Origin of the sequence: Bifidobacterium pseudolongum subsp. pseudolongum DSM 20099 (genome assembly GCF_000771225.1) — a bacterium.
GTDB lineage: Bacteria > Actinomycetota > Actinomycetes > Actinomycetales > Bifidobacteriaceae > Bifidobacterium > Bifidobacterium pseudolongum.
This window is the reverse complement of record NZ_JDTZ01000002.1, coordinates 261,477-278,856: the sequence shown is the minus strand read 5'-3', so window position 1 is coordinate 278,856 and position 17,380 is coordinate 261,477. Positions and strand designations below refer to the sequence as shown.

The following is a 17,380-nucleotide window of genomic DNA, read 5'->3' as shown; positions in this document are numbered from 1 at the left end:
GGCGAGCAAATGTATACAGAATTGCGCGAAACGCCGAAAACACACTTTGTTTGACTAATTGACAAAGTACGTTTACGATAGTTTCTAACGAAAACAACGTAAGTTTTCGGAAGTTCTCAATGTTGTACCGGAGGCTTCGTAGAAGCTCGGATGCATTGCTCTTCTGGCAATGCGCGTCAGCGAGGACGGCTCCACGTCAATGTCAGCGTGGACAAAGATCAAGGAGGAACTATGAAACTCAAGACGCTTGCAGCGGCAACACTGGCCGTTGCGACCGTAATCGGCATGAGCGCATGTGGCGGGTCGGGGTCGTCGTCCGATGACAAGACCATCACGTTCTGGCACAATGCTTCCGCCGGTGAGGGACGCCAGTACTGGGAGAATCTGGCAAAGTCCTTCGAATCGGCCAACCCCGGAACCAAGGTGGAGATTCAGGCCATTCAGAACGAGGACTTCGCCGGCAAACTGCAGACCGCCATGCAGGATCCCGCATCCGGTCCGGATGTCTTCATGTCGCTTGGTGGCGCTAAGACCCAGGAGATGATCGACGCCGGCCAGGTCATGGACCTGACCGATAAGATCTCGGACACGGTGAAGACCGATATGAAGACGACCCTTTCCGCTGCCACGTTCGACGGCAAGGTCTACGGCGTCCCGGTCAGCGTGGAACCGGGCGGCATGTGGTATTCCAAGGATCTGTTCAAGAAGGCGGGCGTTTCCGATGTGCCGGCGACCTACGAGGACCTGCTCGCGGACGCGAAGAAGCTCAAGGACAGCGGCACCGATGCCATCGCACTCGGCGCCAAGGACGCCTGGCCCGCGGCGCATTGGTATTACTGGTTGGTCCTGCGCGAGTGCTCTTCTGAAGTCTACGACAAGAGCGTCCAGGACCACGACTTCTCGAACGAGTGCTGGGTCAACGCCGGCAAGAAGCTGCAGGAGCTCAACGACCTGAAGGTCTTCAACGACGGCTTCCTGACTACGACCGCACAGCAGGGCGCCAACTCCTCTGCGGGCCTGCTCGCCAACCATAAAGCGGCCATGGAGCTCATGGGCGCTTGGGAGCCGGGCGTGCTCAAGGACCTCACCCCCGATCAGAAGCCGATGGCTGACCTTGGATTCTTCGCGTTCCCCGAGGTCGCCGGTGGCGAAGGTGAACCCGGTGCGCTCATGGGCGGCGTGACCTACTTCTGTGTCAACCCGAAGGCTTCGCAGACCGCGATCGATTTCGTCAACTACATGGGCGAGAAGAAGAACCAAGAGGATTACGCCAAGGCGTTCTCCACCATCCCTGCCTCCGAGCCCGCGCGTGGTGTGGTGACCGATGAGTCCCTCAAGCAAGTCATCGAATATCTGGACAAGGCTCCGTCCATGCAGCTGTGGATGGATACCGCTCTGGGCACCAACATCGGCAATGCGTTGAATTCCGCTGTGGTGAACATGCTGTCGGGGCAGGGCAGTCCCGAAGACATCGTCAAGGCGATGGAGGACGCCGCCCAGAAGGGCTGATCGCGTCTGAGCAAGGTCCGGGATGGCTGGGCTGTTCCACATGGTCCAGCCATCCTTTTTCCCTGGATGACGTACAACGAAACTTAGATACATGGGATTGATGACATGACTGAAATGAATGATGCCGTGGCAGTCGGGCGACCGGTTGCCGAAACGAAGAAGCGGGGCGGAGAACGCAAACCCTCTAACGGCAAGGGGCGCAGAAATCTCGAAATTTTCATCCTTTCCGCACCCGCGATCATCCTCTTCTGCTGCTTTGTGATTCTTCCGATCATTTTGGGCGCCTACTACGGTTTCTACCAATGGAAGGGCTTTGGTACCCCGTCCGAGAACGGCAAGTTCGTCGGACTGCAGAACTACATTGTGGCATTGAAGGATCCGAACTTCCAGCAGGCGATCCTGCACACCTTTGAAATCGTCATCGGATCCCTCGTTATCCAGGGTCCGTTGGCCATCCTCTTCGCTCTCCTGCTCAACCAGAAGTTCAAGGGACGTGGTCTGATCCGTACGCTCATCTTCGTGCCGTATGTCGTTTCGGAAGTCATTGTCGGCACCGGCTGGAGCCTGCTGCTCCAGAAGAAGGGCGCGGTCAACCAGATCCTTGAATCACTCGGCATGCATGGCGTCGATTGGCTAGCCAACCCCAAGGTCGCGATCTGGACGCTGCTGCTGCTCATCAGCTGGAAATACATCGGATTTGCCGTCATCCTCATGCTTGCAGGCATGCAGTCGATTCCTGAGGAACTGTACGAAGCGGCAAAGGTGGACGGTGCAGGGTTCTGGCAGATCCAGAAGAGCATCACACTGCCGTTGCTCGCCCCGACGCTGCGCATCTGGGTCTTCCTGTCGATGATCGGTTCGCTGCAGCTGTTCGATTTGGTCTACATCATCTGGGGCCAGTACGTTTCCACGACGGCCGGCGTCTCCACGATGGCCACCTACATGGTCCGTGAGGGACGCGGTGCAGGCAACTACGGATATGGCTCCGCCGTCGCCCTCATCATTTTCGTCATCTCGCTGATTGTGGCGCTGACCTACCAGCACTTTGTGCTCAACCGTGATCTCGATGGCGCCTTGACCGATAAGAAGGCGTCCAATAAGCGCAAGAAGAGGCAGACCGCAGAGGATGAGGCCCTGGCGGTCGCCATGGAAGGAGTGAAGTGAGATGAGTGCTGCAACGGCATATTCCAAGAAAAACGGTTTCCATAAGTCGTCAAAGACCCCATGGGGCAACCCGATAGTCTATTTCTTCTCGCTTGTGCTCGTGGCGATCTGCGTTGTCCCGGTGCTCTACATCATCTTTGGCGGATTCCGCACCAACGCGCAGATCACCAGCAACCCTGCCGGTCTGCCGAATCCCTGGGTGATCAGCAACTACAAGGAAGTCATCACCAGTGACATCTTCTGGACCGAGCTGGTCAACTCACTGATTGTGGGCATCTGCACGATGATCGGCGTCGTCGTCCTCGGCATCATGGTCAGCTACGTCATCGCCCGCTACAAGTTCCGGTACTCGACACTGATGTATGCGCTGTTCTCAGCGGGCCTCATGTTCCCGATGACCGTCGGCATCACTCCGCTGTACCTGATGATCAGGAACCTAGGTCTGTCGAATTCCCTTGCGGGCATCATCCTTCCACAGATCGCATTCGGTCTGCCGCAGACCATCATCATCCTGGTCCCCTTCCTGCAATCCATCCCGATGGAATTGGAGGAGGCGTGCCTGCTGGACGGTTGCTCTCGCCTTGGCTTCTTCTGGCGCATGGTCATCCCGCTGTCGATGCCCGGCGTTGCCACGACCGGTATCCTCACCTTCGTGGGAAGCTGGAACGGCTATATGCTTCCGCTCTTCGTCCTGAGTGATGAAAGCAAGTACACGCTTCCGCTTGGTGTGCAGATGTTCAGCTCCCAGCACTCGGTGGATACGGCCAGAGTCCTCGCGTTCACCTCGCTCGCCATGCTTCCGGCCCTCATCTGCTTCACGATCTTCCAGAAGAAGATCGTGGGTGGCCTGACAGGCGCGGTCAAGGGATGATCCGACCCGCCGCCTGCAACACATGAAGCACGGCGGCCCGGGCACAACCGGGCCGCCGTTTCCCTTAAGGAGATCGTTATGAAGATCGAAAACCCGGTACTGCCCGGATTCAACGCCGATCCGTCGATGATCAGGGTCGGAGACACCTACTACATCGCGAATTCCACATTCGAATGGTGGCCTGGCGTACGTCTGCATGAGTCGAAGGACATGGTGCACTGGCGTCTGTTGCCGAGCCCGCTGAACCGTCGTTCGCAGATCGATATGCGCGGCAACCCGTCCTCCGGCGGTGTGTGGGCTCCCGACCTGTCCTATGCGGACGGCAAGTTCTGGCTCGTGTACTCCGATGTCAAAATCGTCAACGGCGCGTTCAAGGACTGCACGAACTACCTCGTGACCGCCGAGGACATCCGTGGCCCGTGGAGCGAACCGATCCGGATCAACGGCGTTGGCTTCGATGCAAGCCTGTTCCATGACGATGACGGGCGCAAGTACCTCGTCCAGCAGACTTGGGATTTCCGTGAATACAACCATCCCTTCGATGGCATCACGCTTACCGAGTTCGACGTCGAGACCATGCGCCTGCTCCCTGAGACTGAACGCACGATTTGGCGTGGCACCGATGTCAAACTCGTCGAAGGCCCGCACCTGTACAAAATCAACGGCATGTACTACCTGTTCTGCGCCGAGGGCGGCACTGTCTGGACGCATCAGGAGGTCGTCGCGCGTTCCTCGACGCTCGATGCGATGTCGTTCGAGGGGAGCCCGTACAACCCGTTCATCAGCAACTTCGACACCCCGCGCAGCTATCTGCAGAAGCAGGGGCATGGCGCACTCGTGGATACGCCATCCGGCGAATGGTACTACGCGTCGCTGTGCGCCCGGCCCTGGCACCATGAGAACGAATCGGTGACCGATCCGCGTGGATGGTGCACCCTGGGCCGTGAGACGTCCATCCAGAAAGTCGAATGGACCGATGACGGCTGGCCTGTCGTCGTCGGCGGTCATGGCGGACAACGCGTCGTCGAGGCGCCGCAAGACGCCATCGAGACCGAGGCACCGGCCGATCACAGCCAGCATGACGATTTCGAGGCGTCGCAGCTCGCCTTGGATTGGAACACGCTGCGTGTGCCCTTCGACGAATCGATGGGTTCCGTCGGAGGCGGTACGCTGACCTTGCGTGGGCAGGGATCGCTGTGCAACCTCTTCGACCTGTCCCTCGTCGCCCGCCGTTGGCAGGCGTTCGATTTCGACGCGTCTGTCGGTGTGCGCTTCGACCCCACCAACTACCGGCAGATGGCCGGCCTGACGAACTACTACAACGACCTGTGCTGGTCGTGGGCTTTCGTCACTTGGGATGAGAAGCGGCAGTGCCGTGTGATCGAAGTCGCCCAGAACGATTTCAACTCCTACACCTCGTTCCTGCGGGACCGGGCGGTGCCGGTTCCCGATGATGTGGAGACTGTATGGCTGCGCACGCGTGTGCGCACGCAGACCTATGGTTACGACTATTCGTTCGACGGTGAGCAGTGGCATGACCTCGGTGTCGAGCTGGACGCGAAGATCCTGTCGGACGACTATGTGAACCAACGGTATGGCGGGTTCTTCACCGGTGCGTTCGTCGGTCTTGCGGCAGTGGATCTGTCGGGGTATGCCGCAACGGCTGAGTTCGTGGACTTCGATTACTGCGAATTGAGTGAATGACCATGGATGCACGCTGGGCGGGCCGTCTCCGGGACGGCCCGCCCAGCGTGCATCTCCATATCTGCGGTGCAGATGACATGACCGCATGGAAGGCAAGGGACGCATATGACATTGACAATGCCAAAGCTGCTGGATGATGGATGTGTGCTGCAATCCGGCAGACCCGTGAACATCTGGGGATGGTGCACACCGGGGGAGCGCGTCTCCGTACGTATCGGCGAATGTACAGGGGAAACCATAAGCGCCGCGGATGGCGGCTGGCAGGTGCGGTTGGACGCGTTGGATTCTGGCGGCCCGTATGCCTTCGAAGTGATTGGCGATGGCACGACGGTACGGCGCTCATGCTATGCGGGTGAGGTGTTCCTGTGTTCGGGGCAATCCAATATGGAGCTTTCCATGCAATGGGTGCATCCGTACTATCCCAGCGAGTTCCAGCGGCAGGATGACCCCTTGCTGCGCCAGTTCAAGGTCGTGGACCGATACGATTTCTCCGGGCCGGTGCGTGACCATGAGGAGGCCTCATGGCTGGGGTGTGCACCCGAGACGCTGGGTCAATTCTCCGCAGTCGCGTATTTCTTTGGGCGAATGGTGCGCCAGTGGTTGCAGGTCCCCGTCGGACTGCTCAATGTATCGTTGGGCGGTTCCCCCATCGAAGCATGGATGGACGCCGCTTCACTCGATGATTGTCCTGAAGCGTTGGAGGAGCTGGATCCCTATCTGGGTGATGGCGTGGCCGAGGCGCGGAGCGAAGAGAGTCTGTCCGCGGTCGCTGGATGGATGGAGGAGCTGCAAGCGCGGCGGATTCCTGCCGACAAGCTGCATTGGCGCCATGTCGACCTGCCGGCACGTTTTGAGGATTGCGGGTTGCCGGGATTCCAGGGAATGCTCGAATTGCGGCGGACAGTGGTGCTGCCGCCCTATTGCGAGGGTGCTGAAGGCACGCTGCGGTTGGGGGCATGGGCTGACATCGATGAGACCTACATCAATGGAATCAACATAGGGGGCCGCCCCAACCAATATGAGCCCCGTGACTACCGGATTCCTGCCGGTATGCTGCGCGCGGGGGCCAACGAGATTGTTGTGCGCCTTGTCTGCAACGCGGGATCCGGCCGGGTGACCGAAGGCAAGGCGATGACCTTGCAGGTCGGCGATGAGGTCCATGATGTGAGCGGCATCTGGAGGCTTGCCGTCGTGGCGAGCATGGACAGGCCATGTCCGAGTGAGGATTTCGTGCGTTGGCGCCCCACCGGGTTGTATAACGCCATGCTCGCGCCTTGCTTCCGTTTCCCGGTACGCGCCGCGCTGTGGTACCAAGGGGAATCGAACACCGGGACCAGGGCGGCGCAATACGGCAAACTGCTCGCCACGATGATCGATTTGTGGCGGGAGCGTTGGCATGATCCGCATATGCCCTTCCTCATCGTGCAATTGCCCGGCATCAGCATCGATTGCATCGAGGACGGCGGTTGGCCGCTCGTACGCGCCGGGCAGTGGGCCGTCGGGAAGCAAGTGCCCGACGTGAAGACGGTCGTGACGCTGGATGCCGGTGAACCCAACGACTTGCATCCGCATGACAAGAAGCTCGTCGCGTCACGTCTGTTCGACGCGGCATGTGCGCTGCTCTATGGAGGCGACAATGTGCAGCCGATGGTGGAGAGGATCGAGGAACGCGATGGGATGCTGTGCGTCTCCTATGCCACTGTTGCCCGCCAAGGGGCCAATCCGGTCCCTTGCACGCCGTTGACGCTCGATGGCGGTGATCCGGGCGAATTCGAGTTCGTCTGGCGCGATGCCATGTGCGCGGTGCCTGCACCTGCGATGGTTGAGGGGGCGGAAGTGTGCATTCCGCTGCCTGAGCGGCGTCCCGACATACTGCGGTATGCATGGCGGAACAACCCGTCACGTGGTCTGCTTGTGGATGGCCGGGGCACTCCGATGCCTCCATTTGCCTATGATTTGAAGCGTGGTGCCATGATCGCGCCATCGGTGCGCGCTGGCGGAGACGTCGATGCCGGGACGGGACGTGCGTGATGCGCAGGCAAGTCACATGCGAGCAGGGAACACTGGAGGGATTGGCGGTGGGCGATCCCTCCATCACAGCTTTTCGTGGAGTGCCGTTCGCCGCTCCACCAGTGGGGCCGCTGCGTTGGCGACCACCCCAGCCGCCGGCGCCTTGGCAAGGTGTACGGTGCGCGTTCGACGATGCCCCGGCCTGCCTGCAACCCATTCCGGGAGCGTCAAACCCGTTCTATGACAAGGAATGGGGCATGGATCCCGCCATCCCGCTCGATGAGGATTGCCTGTATCTGAACATCTGGACGCCGGCATTGCGGGGGAGCGGCGCCGATGCGCGCCTCACCAGCGAACCCCTGCCGGTCATGGTGTGGATCCATGGAGGCGCCTACCAGTGCGGGTGCGCGATGGAGAAGGAGTTCGACGGCACCGCGCTCGCGCGTCAGGGCGTTGTGGTTGTGTCGGTGGCGTATCGGCTGAACGTGTTCGGATTTTTCTCACACCGCTGGCTGCAGGAGGAAGCGGAGGAAGGCGCCCCGTATGCGAATTTCGGATGGTTGGACCAACAGGCCGCCCTTCGGTGGGTGCGCCGCAACATCACCGTTTTCGGTGGCGACCCCACGCGCATATGCGTCTTCGGGCAGTCCGCGGGTGCGGCTTCGGTATTGGCGCAATGCTGCGCGCCGGGTAATGCCGGACTGTTCTCCCGGGCGATCATGCAATCAGGCGCGGGCCTTGGCTACTTCAATGCAACACTGTGCTCACTGGAATCCGCACAGTCGACGGGCGCAAGGTTGATGCGGCGTCTGGGGGTGGAGAACCTCGATGAGGCACGGGCTGTCGATGCGCAGACCCTGTTCGATGGAGCGTCTAGGCTTGAGGCGCCTGAAGGTGTGGATGATGCTGCATGGCCGATGATGGTCAATTGGGTGCCATGTGTCGATGGCGTCTTCATGCCACGGCAGGAGCGCGATTTGATACTTGACGGCCAAACCAAGAACATCGATTTGGTGGTGGGCGATACGCAAGACGAATTCATGGTGTCCGACGGACAAGGCCATCAGGTGCGGGCTGGCCGCGAAGGCAACCGCCGGCTGATCGCAGCATGGCAGCATGGTGGCGGTCGCGCACCGTATTATTACCATTTCGATGTGCCGATGCCCGGCGATGACGCGGGCTCCTTCCATTCTTCCGACCTCTGGTTCGTGTTCGGGACCTTGGGCTCATGCTGGCGACCCATGCGTGGATGCCATGTTGAGCTCTCCCAATGCATGTCACGGTATTGGACGCGTTTTGCGGCGATGGGCGATCCCAGTGGACCGGGTCTTGTACACTGGGACCGCACCGACATGCATGGCGACCGCTTCCTGCATCTGGGTTTCCCTGTGGAAATGCGCAGTGGGCATCGCGGCGCATGACTACACCTTGGGTCAAGCTCCCATATCCGAGGCATCGTGATAACGGAAGCGCATGAAGTCGGCATGTCCTCCAACATGCTGGGTCGCTTGGGTGAACAGTGCGAACCGGCATCCTGTGAAATGATCCAGTTTGAACCACAGGCGGTGGGGATGTCCGATCGGTATCCACCCGGCGTCTGTCCGCACAAGGAAGCGCGCGGTATCGCGCATGTCGGTGTAGTCGATCTCCAAACGGAACGTGACCTGCGGTGACGGCAATGGCAGGGACTCCACTTCAACCGGGATCTCGTCGTAATGGCGCTCGGCGGTGTTGTCCGGGTGCAACGCATTGCGTTCCGCCATGATCGCATGCCAAGATCCCTGTCTGCGTGTTATGGCGGCGTATGCGTAGCAGCCTTGGAATGCGCAGAGCCCGGCGATGTCGCCTTCCATGAGTCCGCTGGCGTCGATGGTCACTTCCGCGGCGCACCGTGGGCCGGTCGTGCGTTGCGTAAGCGTATTGGTCGCCCGCAGCATGGTGGCCGATACGCGGCTTGTGGTGATGCGGAATGCGCCGGGGCGCGCGGTCACCGACCATGTCTCGTCATGTGGTGTGTGGTTGAACTGCCAATAGGGGGCCAGATGGATGGTTCCCCTGCTATCGGGCGTGTAGCGGAAATCGTCATTGCCGTTGAGCGGCGCATAATGATGGTGCGGTTCGGCGGAAGGCGCGCTTTCGACGTATGCCGGAACTCGCCCGTTCACGCCCAATACGGGCATGCCGTCTGTATCGAAATGCATCGGCATGAGCACGGGTGTCCTGCCCAATGCCCCGCGGTCCTGGAACATGAACGCGTACCATTGGCCATCGGGCGTGTCCACCATGCCACCTTGCGCCACACCTTGGTCATGGTATCCCAAGTCGTCATCCAGAATGCAGCGGCCCCGGAACTCACCGTCAAGCGAATCCGCGATGAAACAATCCTCGGTTTTGCGGTGGCCACGGGCGAAATGACAGGTGAACAGGTAATACCGCCCATCATGCCGTTGCAGATGGGATCCCTCGTATCCCAGATCCTGATTCGGCAAATCCTGCACGAGCACACGGTCGAGTCCACCGGCCTTCGGTCCGGACAGATCCACCTCCATCTCGGTCAGCCGCAGTGCGGTGTTGCCGTGAACGATGAACACACGCCCATCGTCAAAGAGCAGCGAAGGATCGTGGTAGAAGCCCTGGACGATATGATGACGCCATGGACCGCGGGCGTCCTCAGCGGTGAACAGATGGGTCGTATGGGTGTCATTCGCGGAGAATAACACATGGAATCGGCCGTTGTGCCATCGCAGGGACGGCGCCCACATTCCCTGCCCATACAGGTCCTGATCGTCGTCCAGCATATAGGCGCCCGTGTGCCCAAGTGTGTGGTAGACATGGCCATACGGTTCCCAATGTGTCAGGTCGAACGACCTCAATATGTCGCATCCGGGCATGAAATGCATCGTGGTGCTCGCCATGTAATAGGTATGGCCGACCCTGATGATGTCGGGATCGGGAAAATCCGAATTGAGTATTGGATTCTGGATAACGCTCATAGAGGCCTCCGGGGGGGGTAGGAATCGACAATAGGGGATGCCGAGTGGTGGGCCCAATATGAGGATGGTGCCCACCACCCGGCTTGGACACGGCAAGAATCAGCCGCGGGCCTGCACGTAGGCCTCGTAGACCTGCGGGGTGGGGGTACCGGTCTGCACCGCGTCGATCGAAATCGGCCAGTCGGGCGCGTCATCCACGCCGCTGAGCACCCAGGCAGCCTGCCTTGCCGCGCCGATCGCCACATATTCGTCGGTCGCCGGGCACGAGACATCCATGCCCAGGATGCACGGTGCGAGCGTTCGGATCGCCATCGACTTGGCGCCGCCGCCGATGAGCAGAATCCGGTCGATTTGTGCGCCGAGCGAACGGATGAGCTCCATGCAGTCGCGCTGCGAGCACAACAGTCCCTCCACGAAGGCGCGCGCCACGTTGCGGCGCTCGGTGTTGCGCAGCGTCATGCCGCTCAATGTGGCGGTGGCGTCCGGGCGGTTCGGTGTGCGCTCGCCGTCGAAATACGGCACGAGCGTCATGCCACCGGCGCCCGGATGCGAATCGAGCGCGAGCGTGGTGAGCTCGTCGTAGTCCACGTCGAGCATCGCGCGCGCCGCGTCCAGGATGCGCGAGGCGTTGATTGTGCATGCGAGGGGCAGGAAATGCCCGGTGCAGTCGGCGAATCCGGAGACCGAGCCGCTCAAGTCGTAGACGGGCTGCTCACTGATCGCGGCCGCCACGCCCGATGTGCCGAGCGAAACAGACACGTCGCCCACGGCCATGCCCAAGCCGAGCGAGGCCATGGCGTTGTCGCCGCCGCCGGGCGCGATGATGCATCCGCCGGGCACTTGCGCGCCGGCGATGGATGGGTCCGCGTTGACCGGCGCCACTTGGTTCGGCCCAAGCACGCGGGGCAGCACGATGCGTTCGGCATGTTCGGTGGCGGCGGCGCCCGGTGTGGTGGCGTCGTCGGGCTGCAGGCCCAGCGCGAGCAGGTCGCGCCGGTAGGTGTTGGAGGCGGCGTCGAAGTACAGTGTGCCCGAGGCGTCGGAACGGTCGGTGAACAGGGCGTCGAGATGCGCGTTTTCGCCCGGCTGCACGGGGCCGAAGCCGGCGATGCGCCAGCTCAGCCAGTCGTGCGGCAGGCAGACGGCGGCGATGCGTGCCGCATTCGCCGGTTCGTGCTGCGCCACCCACTTGATTTTGGTGAGTGTGTACGAGGCGACAGGGGAGGAGCCCACGGCCTTCACCCAACGTTCGATGCCGCGCTGGTGCGGGTCCTCCGGCTCGCCGTCGGCCGCCGGCGCGGCGCCGAGCTCATCGATGAGCGCTTCGGCCTGCGGCGCCGAGCTCGTGTCGTTCCACAGCATCGCGTCGCGGATCACCCGGCCCTGTTCGTCGAGCGCCACCATGCCGTGCTGTTGGCCGCCCACGGCGATCGCGGACACATCGTCCAGGCCGCCGGCCTGTGAGGCGGCTTCCTGGAACGCGCGCCACCAGTGCTCGGGGTTGACGGTGGATCCGTCGGGGTGTTTCGCCTGTCCGAAACGCACCAGTTCGCCGGTCGCAGCGTCGGTGACGCGCACCTTGCAGGATTGGGTCGAAGTGTCGACCCCGGCCACAAGAACTCTGCTCATGAGATGACTCCTTTGTTCGTCCGTCCGCCGTGTGCGGGGCACTGCGGCGTGCGTGCGCAGCGTGCGGACAGCCTATATAGTTAGATGAATAAACTATAATGGGTAGTGTAGCATACGATGTGTTGGCGGGGCAACGCCACGCGGGTCGGAGAGTGGCTGCACTGTCGGGCCGGAGCAAACAAGGAGTGTCTTATGACGGTTCTCAAGCGTATCAATCAGGACGACCTACGCAACCACAACCTATCCGTGGTGCTCAATACGATGCTCCGTTCCACAAGCGCCTTCAGCCGTGCCGACCTTGCCAAGGAGACCGGCCTCACGAAAGCCACGATGTCGCTACTCGTCTCCATGCTCCTCTCGCACCACATCGTCAAGGAGGGCGCGCCGCTTGTCCAGTCGGTGTACGGGCGCCCCAGCACGCCGCTAAGCATCGCGGGCGGCAGTGTGTGCGGCATCGGCATCCAGATCAATACCGATGGCTATGGCTATATGGTGCTTGACCTCGATGGCAGTGTCGTGGCCGAACGCTGGATTGCGCGTGACCTGCACGACGCCGACGCCGATGCACTGTTCGACGAGCTTGACACCATGCTCATCGAACAGGAGAAGACACTGCGCGCGCAGAACTATATGATCGCCGGCGTCGGCCTTGCGTTGCCCGGTCTGGTGACCGAGGACGGCCATCTGCTCATGGCGCGCAACCTGGGGTGGGAAGACCTCGACCTGAGCCGTTTCGACCTGATCCGCCGGTTCGACGTGGTGGTGGCGAACGAATCGAACATGGCTGCCGTGGCGCAGCTGCCGGGGTATGCCACGCAGCGCACCGACGAGGGGATCGTGGGGCCGAACGGATCGTTCCTGTATGTGTCGACCGACATCGGCATCGGCGGCGCCATTGTGCGCGGGGGACGCGTGGTCACCGGCGACCGTGGCTTCGCCGGCGAGATCGGCCATCTTTCGGTGCAGATGGATGGGCCCGTCTGTCGTTGTGGCCGCCGCGGCTGCGTCGAAGCCTACGCCGGCCGCCGGTCCATGGTAGAGGCCGCCGGCGTGGCCGAAGGCAATGCCGCTGTCTCGCAGGAGGCGCTCGACGAATTCGGCAGGCGCGTGCAGGAAGGCGATCCGGTCGCCACGGCGGTGTTCGCCGACGCCGGGCATGCCATGACGTCGATGCTCACGTCGGTCATCAATCTGGCCGATCTCGACACCGTGATCATCGGTGGCAGTTGGTCGCGTGTGCCCGCGGATGTGCTGGCGCGCATGGCGGCGCGCATCCAGGAGCGCATCCTCTCGCGCGGCACGCTCAATGTGCGCCTGCTGCGCGCTTCGGGCATTTCGCGCCCGGCGCTGTTCGGCGCCGCGCAGACCGGATTGCGCAATTTCATCGACGACCCGCTGCGCTACCTCGGATGAGCGCGCACGCACTCCATCTCAATATGCAGTTCGCATAGTGGCCGTCTCGCGGTGCGGTGCTACGCTGTCTTGCGGCGTCCCCGCCCGAGCTGCGCAGGTCAAGGGACGTCGGCAGATCGCCAAAGTCATGCTGTGCGCAGTGCTGTGAGGAAGAGGGACTTCCATGGTCGACCATACCCAACAACCAACCCCTGTCCGTTCCCGCGTCCGCCTGCGCTGGACGCCCGCCGACATCGCCGTGGCCGCCGCTCTCGGCGTGGCCGCCGGCATCATCTTCTGGGGATTCAATTTCGCATACAGTTCGATTTCGCCGGTCCTGGGAGGCCTGCTGCCGGGATTCGCGAGTATCCTGCACGGCGTCTGGTATTTCTCCGGCACGCTCGCCGTGCTCATCCTGCGCAAGCCCGGATCCGCGATCTTCGTCAACCTGGTGGGCTGCGCGGCTGAGATGGTGCTCGGCAACAGCTTCTCGTTCGGGTTCATCTTCCTTTCGGCGGCGCTGCAGGGCCTGTTCTCCGAATTGCCGTTCGCCGTCACGCGCTACCGCGTGTTCAATCTGCCGATGGCCATGCTTTCAGGCCTGTGTACGGGCATCGAATACGGCGTGTACCTGATGCTGTTCCGTTACCAAGGGGTGGCATGGTTCAGCCCGCGCGGCATCATCCATATGATTAGCGAAGTGGTGGGCGGTGTGTTGATCGCCGGCGTGTTCTCGTGGTTCCTGTATATCGCCATCGCCAAGACGGGCGTGCTCGACCGCTTCGCCTCGGGGCGTGCGGTTCGTTTCGCCGACCGTCAGAAGGCCGCGCAACCGCTCGACTGAGCTGCGTTCCGTTCCATATTGTGCATGCATGACGCCCGCCCCTGAGGTGGGCGTCATGCATACGCGCGTATCACTACGCAAGATGGATTGTGCACGGAAAGTACGCCCACGGCATACACTGGAGTTGATCGTGCCCATGGCCCAGTGTCTGGGCGCGCGCCTGAGAATGAGCGGAGAAGAAGTAAGGAAGGCTCATGCTTGACGATCGCACAATCCTGTACGCATCGCCCGAACCGGGTACGCAGACCGAGCTGATCAATCCCAATGAAATCGCGGCCATGGCAAAGAAGCCGGCCCCACGCAAACCTGACCACGAGGACGACCATCCGATGTATGTGCGCATGGTCCTCGGGTCGCTCGCTGTGCTCGCGGTCTTCGCGCTGATCGTGGTCGGCATCATGGTCGCCAACCAGCGCCGCGAACAGCAGGTCGCGCTCTACCGCACGCAATGCGAACAGGCGATGAGCGGACTCGAAAACAAGCGCACCGCCTACACCCAGCTGCGTGAAGGCGACGGCGCGCAGGCAGGCACCATTTCCGACATCCAGGTGGACGACACCGCCACCATCAGTGCGCTCGACGAACAGCTCAGCGCCACGATGCCCGAGCGGATCACCTGCGATGTGGCCAGCGCCGCGCAATACCACGACCGTCTGCAGCTGATTGACGAGCACAGCGAATGGTTCGACACGCACACCGCATCGCTGCAGTCCGCGGTGGATGGCGTCACCGCGTCGAAGCAGAGCAAAGACCTGGCGGACCGCCGTGAGACATTCAGCGCGACGCTGCGCGAAGTGCAGACGACGCTCGACCTGACGCGCGGCAACGTGGCCGACAATGCGACATGGGACGATCTGTCGAAGCTGCTCGCCTCGGCGCAGCAGGCGCATGACGCGGGGGACATGGGGCGCATGGAGGCACTTGAACGCGAACTGAGCGCCGCCGTCGAACGCGTGAACGCCTCGCGCGACCAGAAAATCGCCGACGACGAACGGAAGGCCACCGAACAGCAGCGCCGCGCCGCCGAGGAGAAGACGAAGCAGGAGCAGCAACGCGCCGAACAGGACAAGCAGAGGCGGCAGAGCCAGCAGAAGAAGGACTGAGCCACTACGTCGCGATCGCTCCTCACCGGCTCGCAACAGTCCGGGAATACCACGGCCGCCGAGCTGTTGGGTAGTAATGGCGAGGCTGGCAAGCATGCCCAACAGGGCGTGTGAGGCAGTTTCGGCCTGCGATCCCCGTCCAACGGGGTCGTACAATGGCATGTATCCGGTTCACGCCTGCCATTGGGGCATGGCGACCCGGGTCCCCCGTATCTTTAGGAGACAAATTATGCAGCAGGGTATCCATCCTGATTATCACGCCGTGCAGGTCACTTGCTCGTGCGGCAACACCTTCGTCACCAAGTCGACCGCCAAGGGCGATCACATGACTGTTGACGTGTGCTCGAAGTGCCATCCGTTCTACACCGGCAAGCAGAAGATTCTCGACACCGGTGGCCGCGTGGCTCGCTTCGAGAAGCGCTACGGCAAGAAGAGCAACTGATTCTTCTGTGTGGTATGAACAACGCCAGCCTCAGGGCTGGCGTTGTTCATATCTGGTGGCATATGCCTCCATGCCGCATGCCCCATGGCCCTATGCGGTCGAGCTGCCAATTGTCGCAAAAATCTTGCAGCGCGCGGGATTTCGGTCGTTTGGCATCCGTTTGCGACCGAAATCCCGCACACGCCACGTGATTTGAGACAGTTACGGGCTGCAACTGTCCGAAAACACGGAACGCCACCGTTTTTTCGGACGGACAGGGCCGGTTGTCGGTCGTGCTGCTAGACTTATGCCGTTGGTCGCATCGGTCGCGGGACCTCCGCACGGCGCGGCACAGCGTGGGGCCTTAGCTCAGTCGGTTAGAGCATCGGACTCATAATCCGCCGGTCCAGGGTTCAAGCCCCTGAGGCCCCACTTCTTTGTTCGCCAATATCGCATCTGCATGCACCGGCACCCGCGGGGAATGGACGCAACCGTCACGCCGGTGCAAGCGGTACAGACTACCCACTTGGATAGGATGAAGCAGTTTGGTTATGAACGCACCGCGCACACGCATGACGAATGCGGGCATAAGGCCGATTCGCACGGCGCACAGAGAAAAGGCACACAAGACCATATGGCAGACGAACAATTCCCCGCCGCACTCACCGCGCTCGAGGAGTACCGCAACATCGAACAGCAGATGGCACAGCCCGAGGCCGCGTCGAACCCAGACACCATGCGCAAGCTCGGACGCCGCCACGCGCAGCTCTCCGGCATCGTGACCGCATACCAGCAGTACCGCGCGCTTGCGGACGACCTTGAGGCCGCGCGCGAGATGGCCGCGGACGACGCCGACTTCGCCGCCGAGGCCAAGCGTCTCGAAGACAAGCTGCCCGCCGCGCAGGAGCGCCTGCGCACGGCGCTCATCCCACGCGATCCGGATGACGCGCGCGACGTGATCATGGAGATCAAGGCCGGCACCGGCGGCGAAGAGGCCGCGTTGTTCGCCGGCGATTTGCTGCGCATGTACACGCGCTACGCCGAAAAGCGCGGGTGGAGCGTGACTGTGCAAAGCGAGAACGCGACCGAGCTCGGCGGTGTCAAAGACGTGCAGCTCGCCATCCGGGCCAAAGGCACGCCCGCACCGGAAGACGGCGTGTGGGCGTCGCTCAAATACGAAGGCGGCGTGCACCGCGTGCAGCGCATCCCCGTGACCGAATCGCAGGGGCGCATCCAGACGTCCGCGGCGGGCGTGCTCGTGTTCCCGGAAGCGGACGAGGACGACGACGAGATCGAGATCGATCCCAAGGACCTCAAGATCGACATCTTCATGAGCTCCGGCCCCGGCGGACAGTCCGTGAACACGACATATTCCGCCGTGCGCATGACGCACATCCCGACCGGCATCGTCGTGAGCATGCAGGATGAGAAATCGCAGATCCAGAACCGTGCGGCCGCGCTGCGCGTGCTCAAGAGCCGTCTGCTCGCGATGAAGCACGAGCAGGAGGCCGCCGAAGCCGCCGACATGCGCCATTCGCAGGTGCGCTCGCTGGACCGTTCCGAGCGCATCCGCACCTACAACTTCCCCGAGAACCGCATCGTGGACCACCGCACGAACTACAAGGCCTACAATCTCGACGCCGTGCTCGACGGCGACCTGCAGGCGGTCATCGACAGCGATGTACAGGCCGACGAACAGCAGCGCTTGGCGCAGCAGAGCGACCAGTGACACACCGCGCG

The 17,380-nt window shown here is 61.9% G+C and carries 13 protein-coding genes and 1 tRNA gene; 12 read left to right on the top strand and 2 right to left on the bottom strand.

Annotated features, from left to right (window positions below):
• The first annotated feature begins 231 nt into the window (after positions 1 to 231).
• From OU02_RS01255 to OU02_RS01230, 6 genes are all read left to right on the top strand, one after another.
• A complete protein-coding gene (locus tag OU02_RS01255; RefSeq protein ID WP_033488391.1) occupies positions 232 to 1,509 on the top strand; it encodes an extracellular solute-binding protein in 1,278 nt (425 codons plus the stop codon).
• A 105-nt stretch (positions 1,510 to 1,614) separates the two neighbouring features.
• Entirely contained in the window at positions 1,615 to 2,673 is a 1,059-nt protein-coding gene (locus OU02_RS01250) for a carbohydrate ABC transporter permease (RefSeq protein WP_033488390.1), read from the top strand.
• 1 nt (position 2,674) lies between these two features.
• Positions 2,675 to 3,544 carry a carbohydrate ABC transporter permease gene (locus tag OU02_RS01245; protein WP_033488389.1) on the top strand — a complete coding sequence of 290 codons (870 nt, stop codon included), beginning with the start codon at positions 2,675 to 2,677 and terminating at the stop codon, positions 3,542 to 3,544.
• Between the two features lie 78 nt (positions 3,545 to 3,622).
• On the top strand, positions 3,623 to 5,248 hold the full coding sequence (locus OU02_RS01240) for a glycoside hydrolase family 43 protein (protein WP_033488388.1): 1,626 nt from the start codon (positions 3,623 to 3,625) through the stop codon (positions 5,246 to 5,248).
• 105 nt (positions 5,249 to 5,353) lie between these two features.
• Entirely contained in the window at positions 5,354 to 7,279 is a 1,926-nt protein-coding gene (locus OU02_RS01235) for a sialate O-acetylesterase (protein WP_033488387.1), read from the top strand.
• The gene (locus OU02_RS01230; protein WP_033488386.1) at positions 7,279 to 8,679 is read left to right on the top strand and encodes a carboxylesterase/lipase family protein; all 1,401 of its coding nucleotides are present in this window, start codon (positions 7,279 to 7,281) and stop codon (positions 8,677 to 8,679) included. Before OU02_RS01235 ends, OU02_RS01230 begins: the two co-directional genes overlap by 1 nt.
• Before the next feature lie 12 nt (positions 8,680 to 8,691).
• Here OU02_RS01230 and OU02_RS01225 read toward each other — a convergent pair whose 3' ends face one another.
• Positions 8,692 to 10,251: a glycoside hydrolase family 43 protein gene (locus OU02_RS01225; protein WP_033488385.1), complete on the bottom strand. Its 1,560-nt coding sequence runs from the start codon at positions 10,249 to 10,251 to the stop codon at positions 8,692 to 8,694.
• A gap of 99 nt (positions 10,252 to 10,350) precedes the next feature.
• Positions 10,351 to 11,880, bottom strand: a complete 1,530-nt coding sequence (locus OU02_RS01220; RefSeq protein WP_026643481.1) for a xylulokinase — start codon at positions 11,878 to 11,880, stop codon at positions 10,351 to 10,353.
• 192 nt (positions 11,881 to 12,072) lie between these two features.
• Here OU02_RS01220 and OU02_RS01215 point away from each other — a divergent pair, with 192 nt between their 5' ends.
• From OU02_RS01215 to prfA, 6 genes are all read left to right on the top strand, one after another.
• Complete coding sequence (locus tag OU02_RS01215) at positions 12,073 to 13,293, top strand: ROK family protein (RefSeq protein ID WP_033488384.1); 1,221 nt, start codon at positions 12,073 to 12,075, stop codon at positions 13,291 to 13,293.
• A 163-nt stretch (positions 13,294 to 13,456) separates the two neighbouring features.
• The gene (locus OU02_RS01210; protein ID WP_033488383.1) at positions 13,457 to 14,116 is read left to right on the top strand and encodes an ECF transporter S component; all 660 of its coding nucleotides are present in this window, start codon (positions 13,457 to 13,459) and stop codon (positions 14,114 to 14,116) included.
• 194 nt (positions 14,117 to 14,310) lie between these two features.
• On the top strand, positions 14,311 to 15,219 hold the full coding sequence (locus tag OU02_RS01205) for a hypothetical protein (protein ID WP_033488382.1): 909 nt from the start codon (positions 14,311 to 14,313) through the stop codon (positions 15,217 to 15,219).
• A gap of 229 nt (positions 15,220 to 15,448) precedes the next feature.
• Positions 15,449 to 15,661 carry a 50S ribosomal protein L31 gene (rpmE, locus tag OU02_RS01200; RefSeq protein ID WP_026643476.1) on the top strand — a complete coding sequence of 71 codons (213 nt, stop codon included), beginning with the start codon at positions 15,449 to 15,451 and terminating at the stop codon, positions 15,659 to 15,661.
• Between the two features lie 337 nt (positions 15,662 to 15,998).
• A tRNA-Ile gene (locus OU02_RS01195) sits at positions 15,999 to 16,072 on the top strand.
• 202 nt (positions 16,073 to 16,274) lie between these two features.
• Complete coding sequence (gene prfA, locus OU02_RS01190; protein ID WP_033488550.1) at positions 16,275 to 17,369, top strand: peptide chain release factor 1; 1,095 nt, start codon at positions 16,275 to 16,277, stop codon at positions 17,367 to 17,369.
• The last annotated feature ends 11 nt before the right edge of the window (positions 17,370 to 17,380 follow it).

Coding starts and splice junctions, on each gene's coding strand:
- OU02_RS01250 (WP_033488390.1), top strand. CDS start 1,615: ATGACTGAAATGAATGATGCCGTGGCAGTCGGGCGACCGGTTGCCGAA.
- OU02_RS01235 (WP_033488387.1), top strand. CDS start 5,354: ATGACATTGACAATGCCAAAGCTGCTGGATGATGGATGTGTGCTGCAA.
- OU02_RS01205 (WP_033488382.1), top strand. CDS start 14,311: ATGCTTGACGATCGCACAATCCTGTACGCATCGCCCGAACCGGGTACG.
- rpmE (WP_026643476.1), top strand. CDS start 15,449: ATGCAGCAGGGTATCCATCCTGATTATCACGCCGTGCAGGTCACTTGC.
- OU02_RS01215 (WP_033488384.1), top strand. CDS start 12,073: ATGACGGTTCTCAAGCGTATCAATCAGGACGACCTACGCAACCACAAC.
- OU02_RS01225 (WP_033488385.1), bottom strand. CDS start 10,251: ATGAGCGTTATCCAGAATCCAATACTCAATTCGGATTTTCCCGATCCC.
- OU02_RS01230 (WP_033488386.1), top strand. CDS start 7,279: ATGCGCAGGCAAGTCACATGCGAGCAGGGAACACTGGAGGGATTGGCG.
- OU02_RS01240 (WP_033488388.1), top strand. CDS start 3,623: ATGAAGATCGAAAACCCGGTACTGCCCGGATTCAACGCCGATCCGTCG.
- prfA (WP_033488550.1), top strand. CDS start 16,275: ATGGCAGACGAACAATTCCCCGCCGCACTCACCGCGCTCGAGGAGTAC.
- OU02_RS01245 (WP_033488389.1), top strand. CDS start 2,675: ATGAGTGCTGCAACGGCATATTCCAAGAAAAACGGTTTCCATAAGTCG.
- OU02_RS01255 (WP_033488391.1), top strand. CDS start 232: ATGAAACTCAAGACGCTTGCAGCGGCAACACTGGCCGTTGCGACCGTA.
- OU02_RS01220 (WP_026643481.1), bottom strand. CDS start 11,880: ATGAGCAGAGTTCTTGTGGCCGGGGTCGACACTTCGACCCAATCCTGC.
- OU02_RS01210 (WP_033488383.1), top strand. CDS start 13,457: ATGGTCGACCATACCCAACAACCAACCCCTGTCCGTTCCCGCGTCCGC.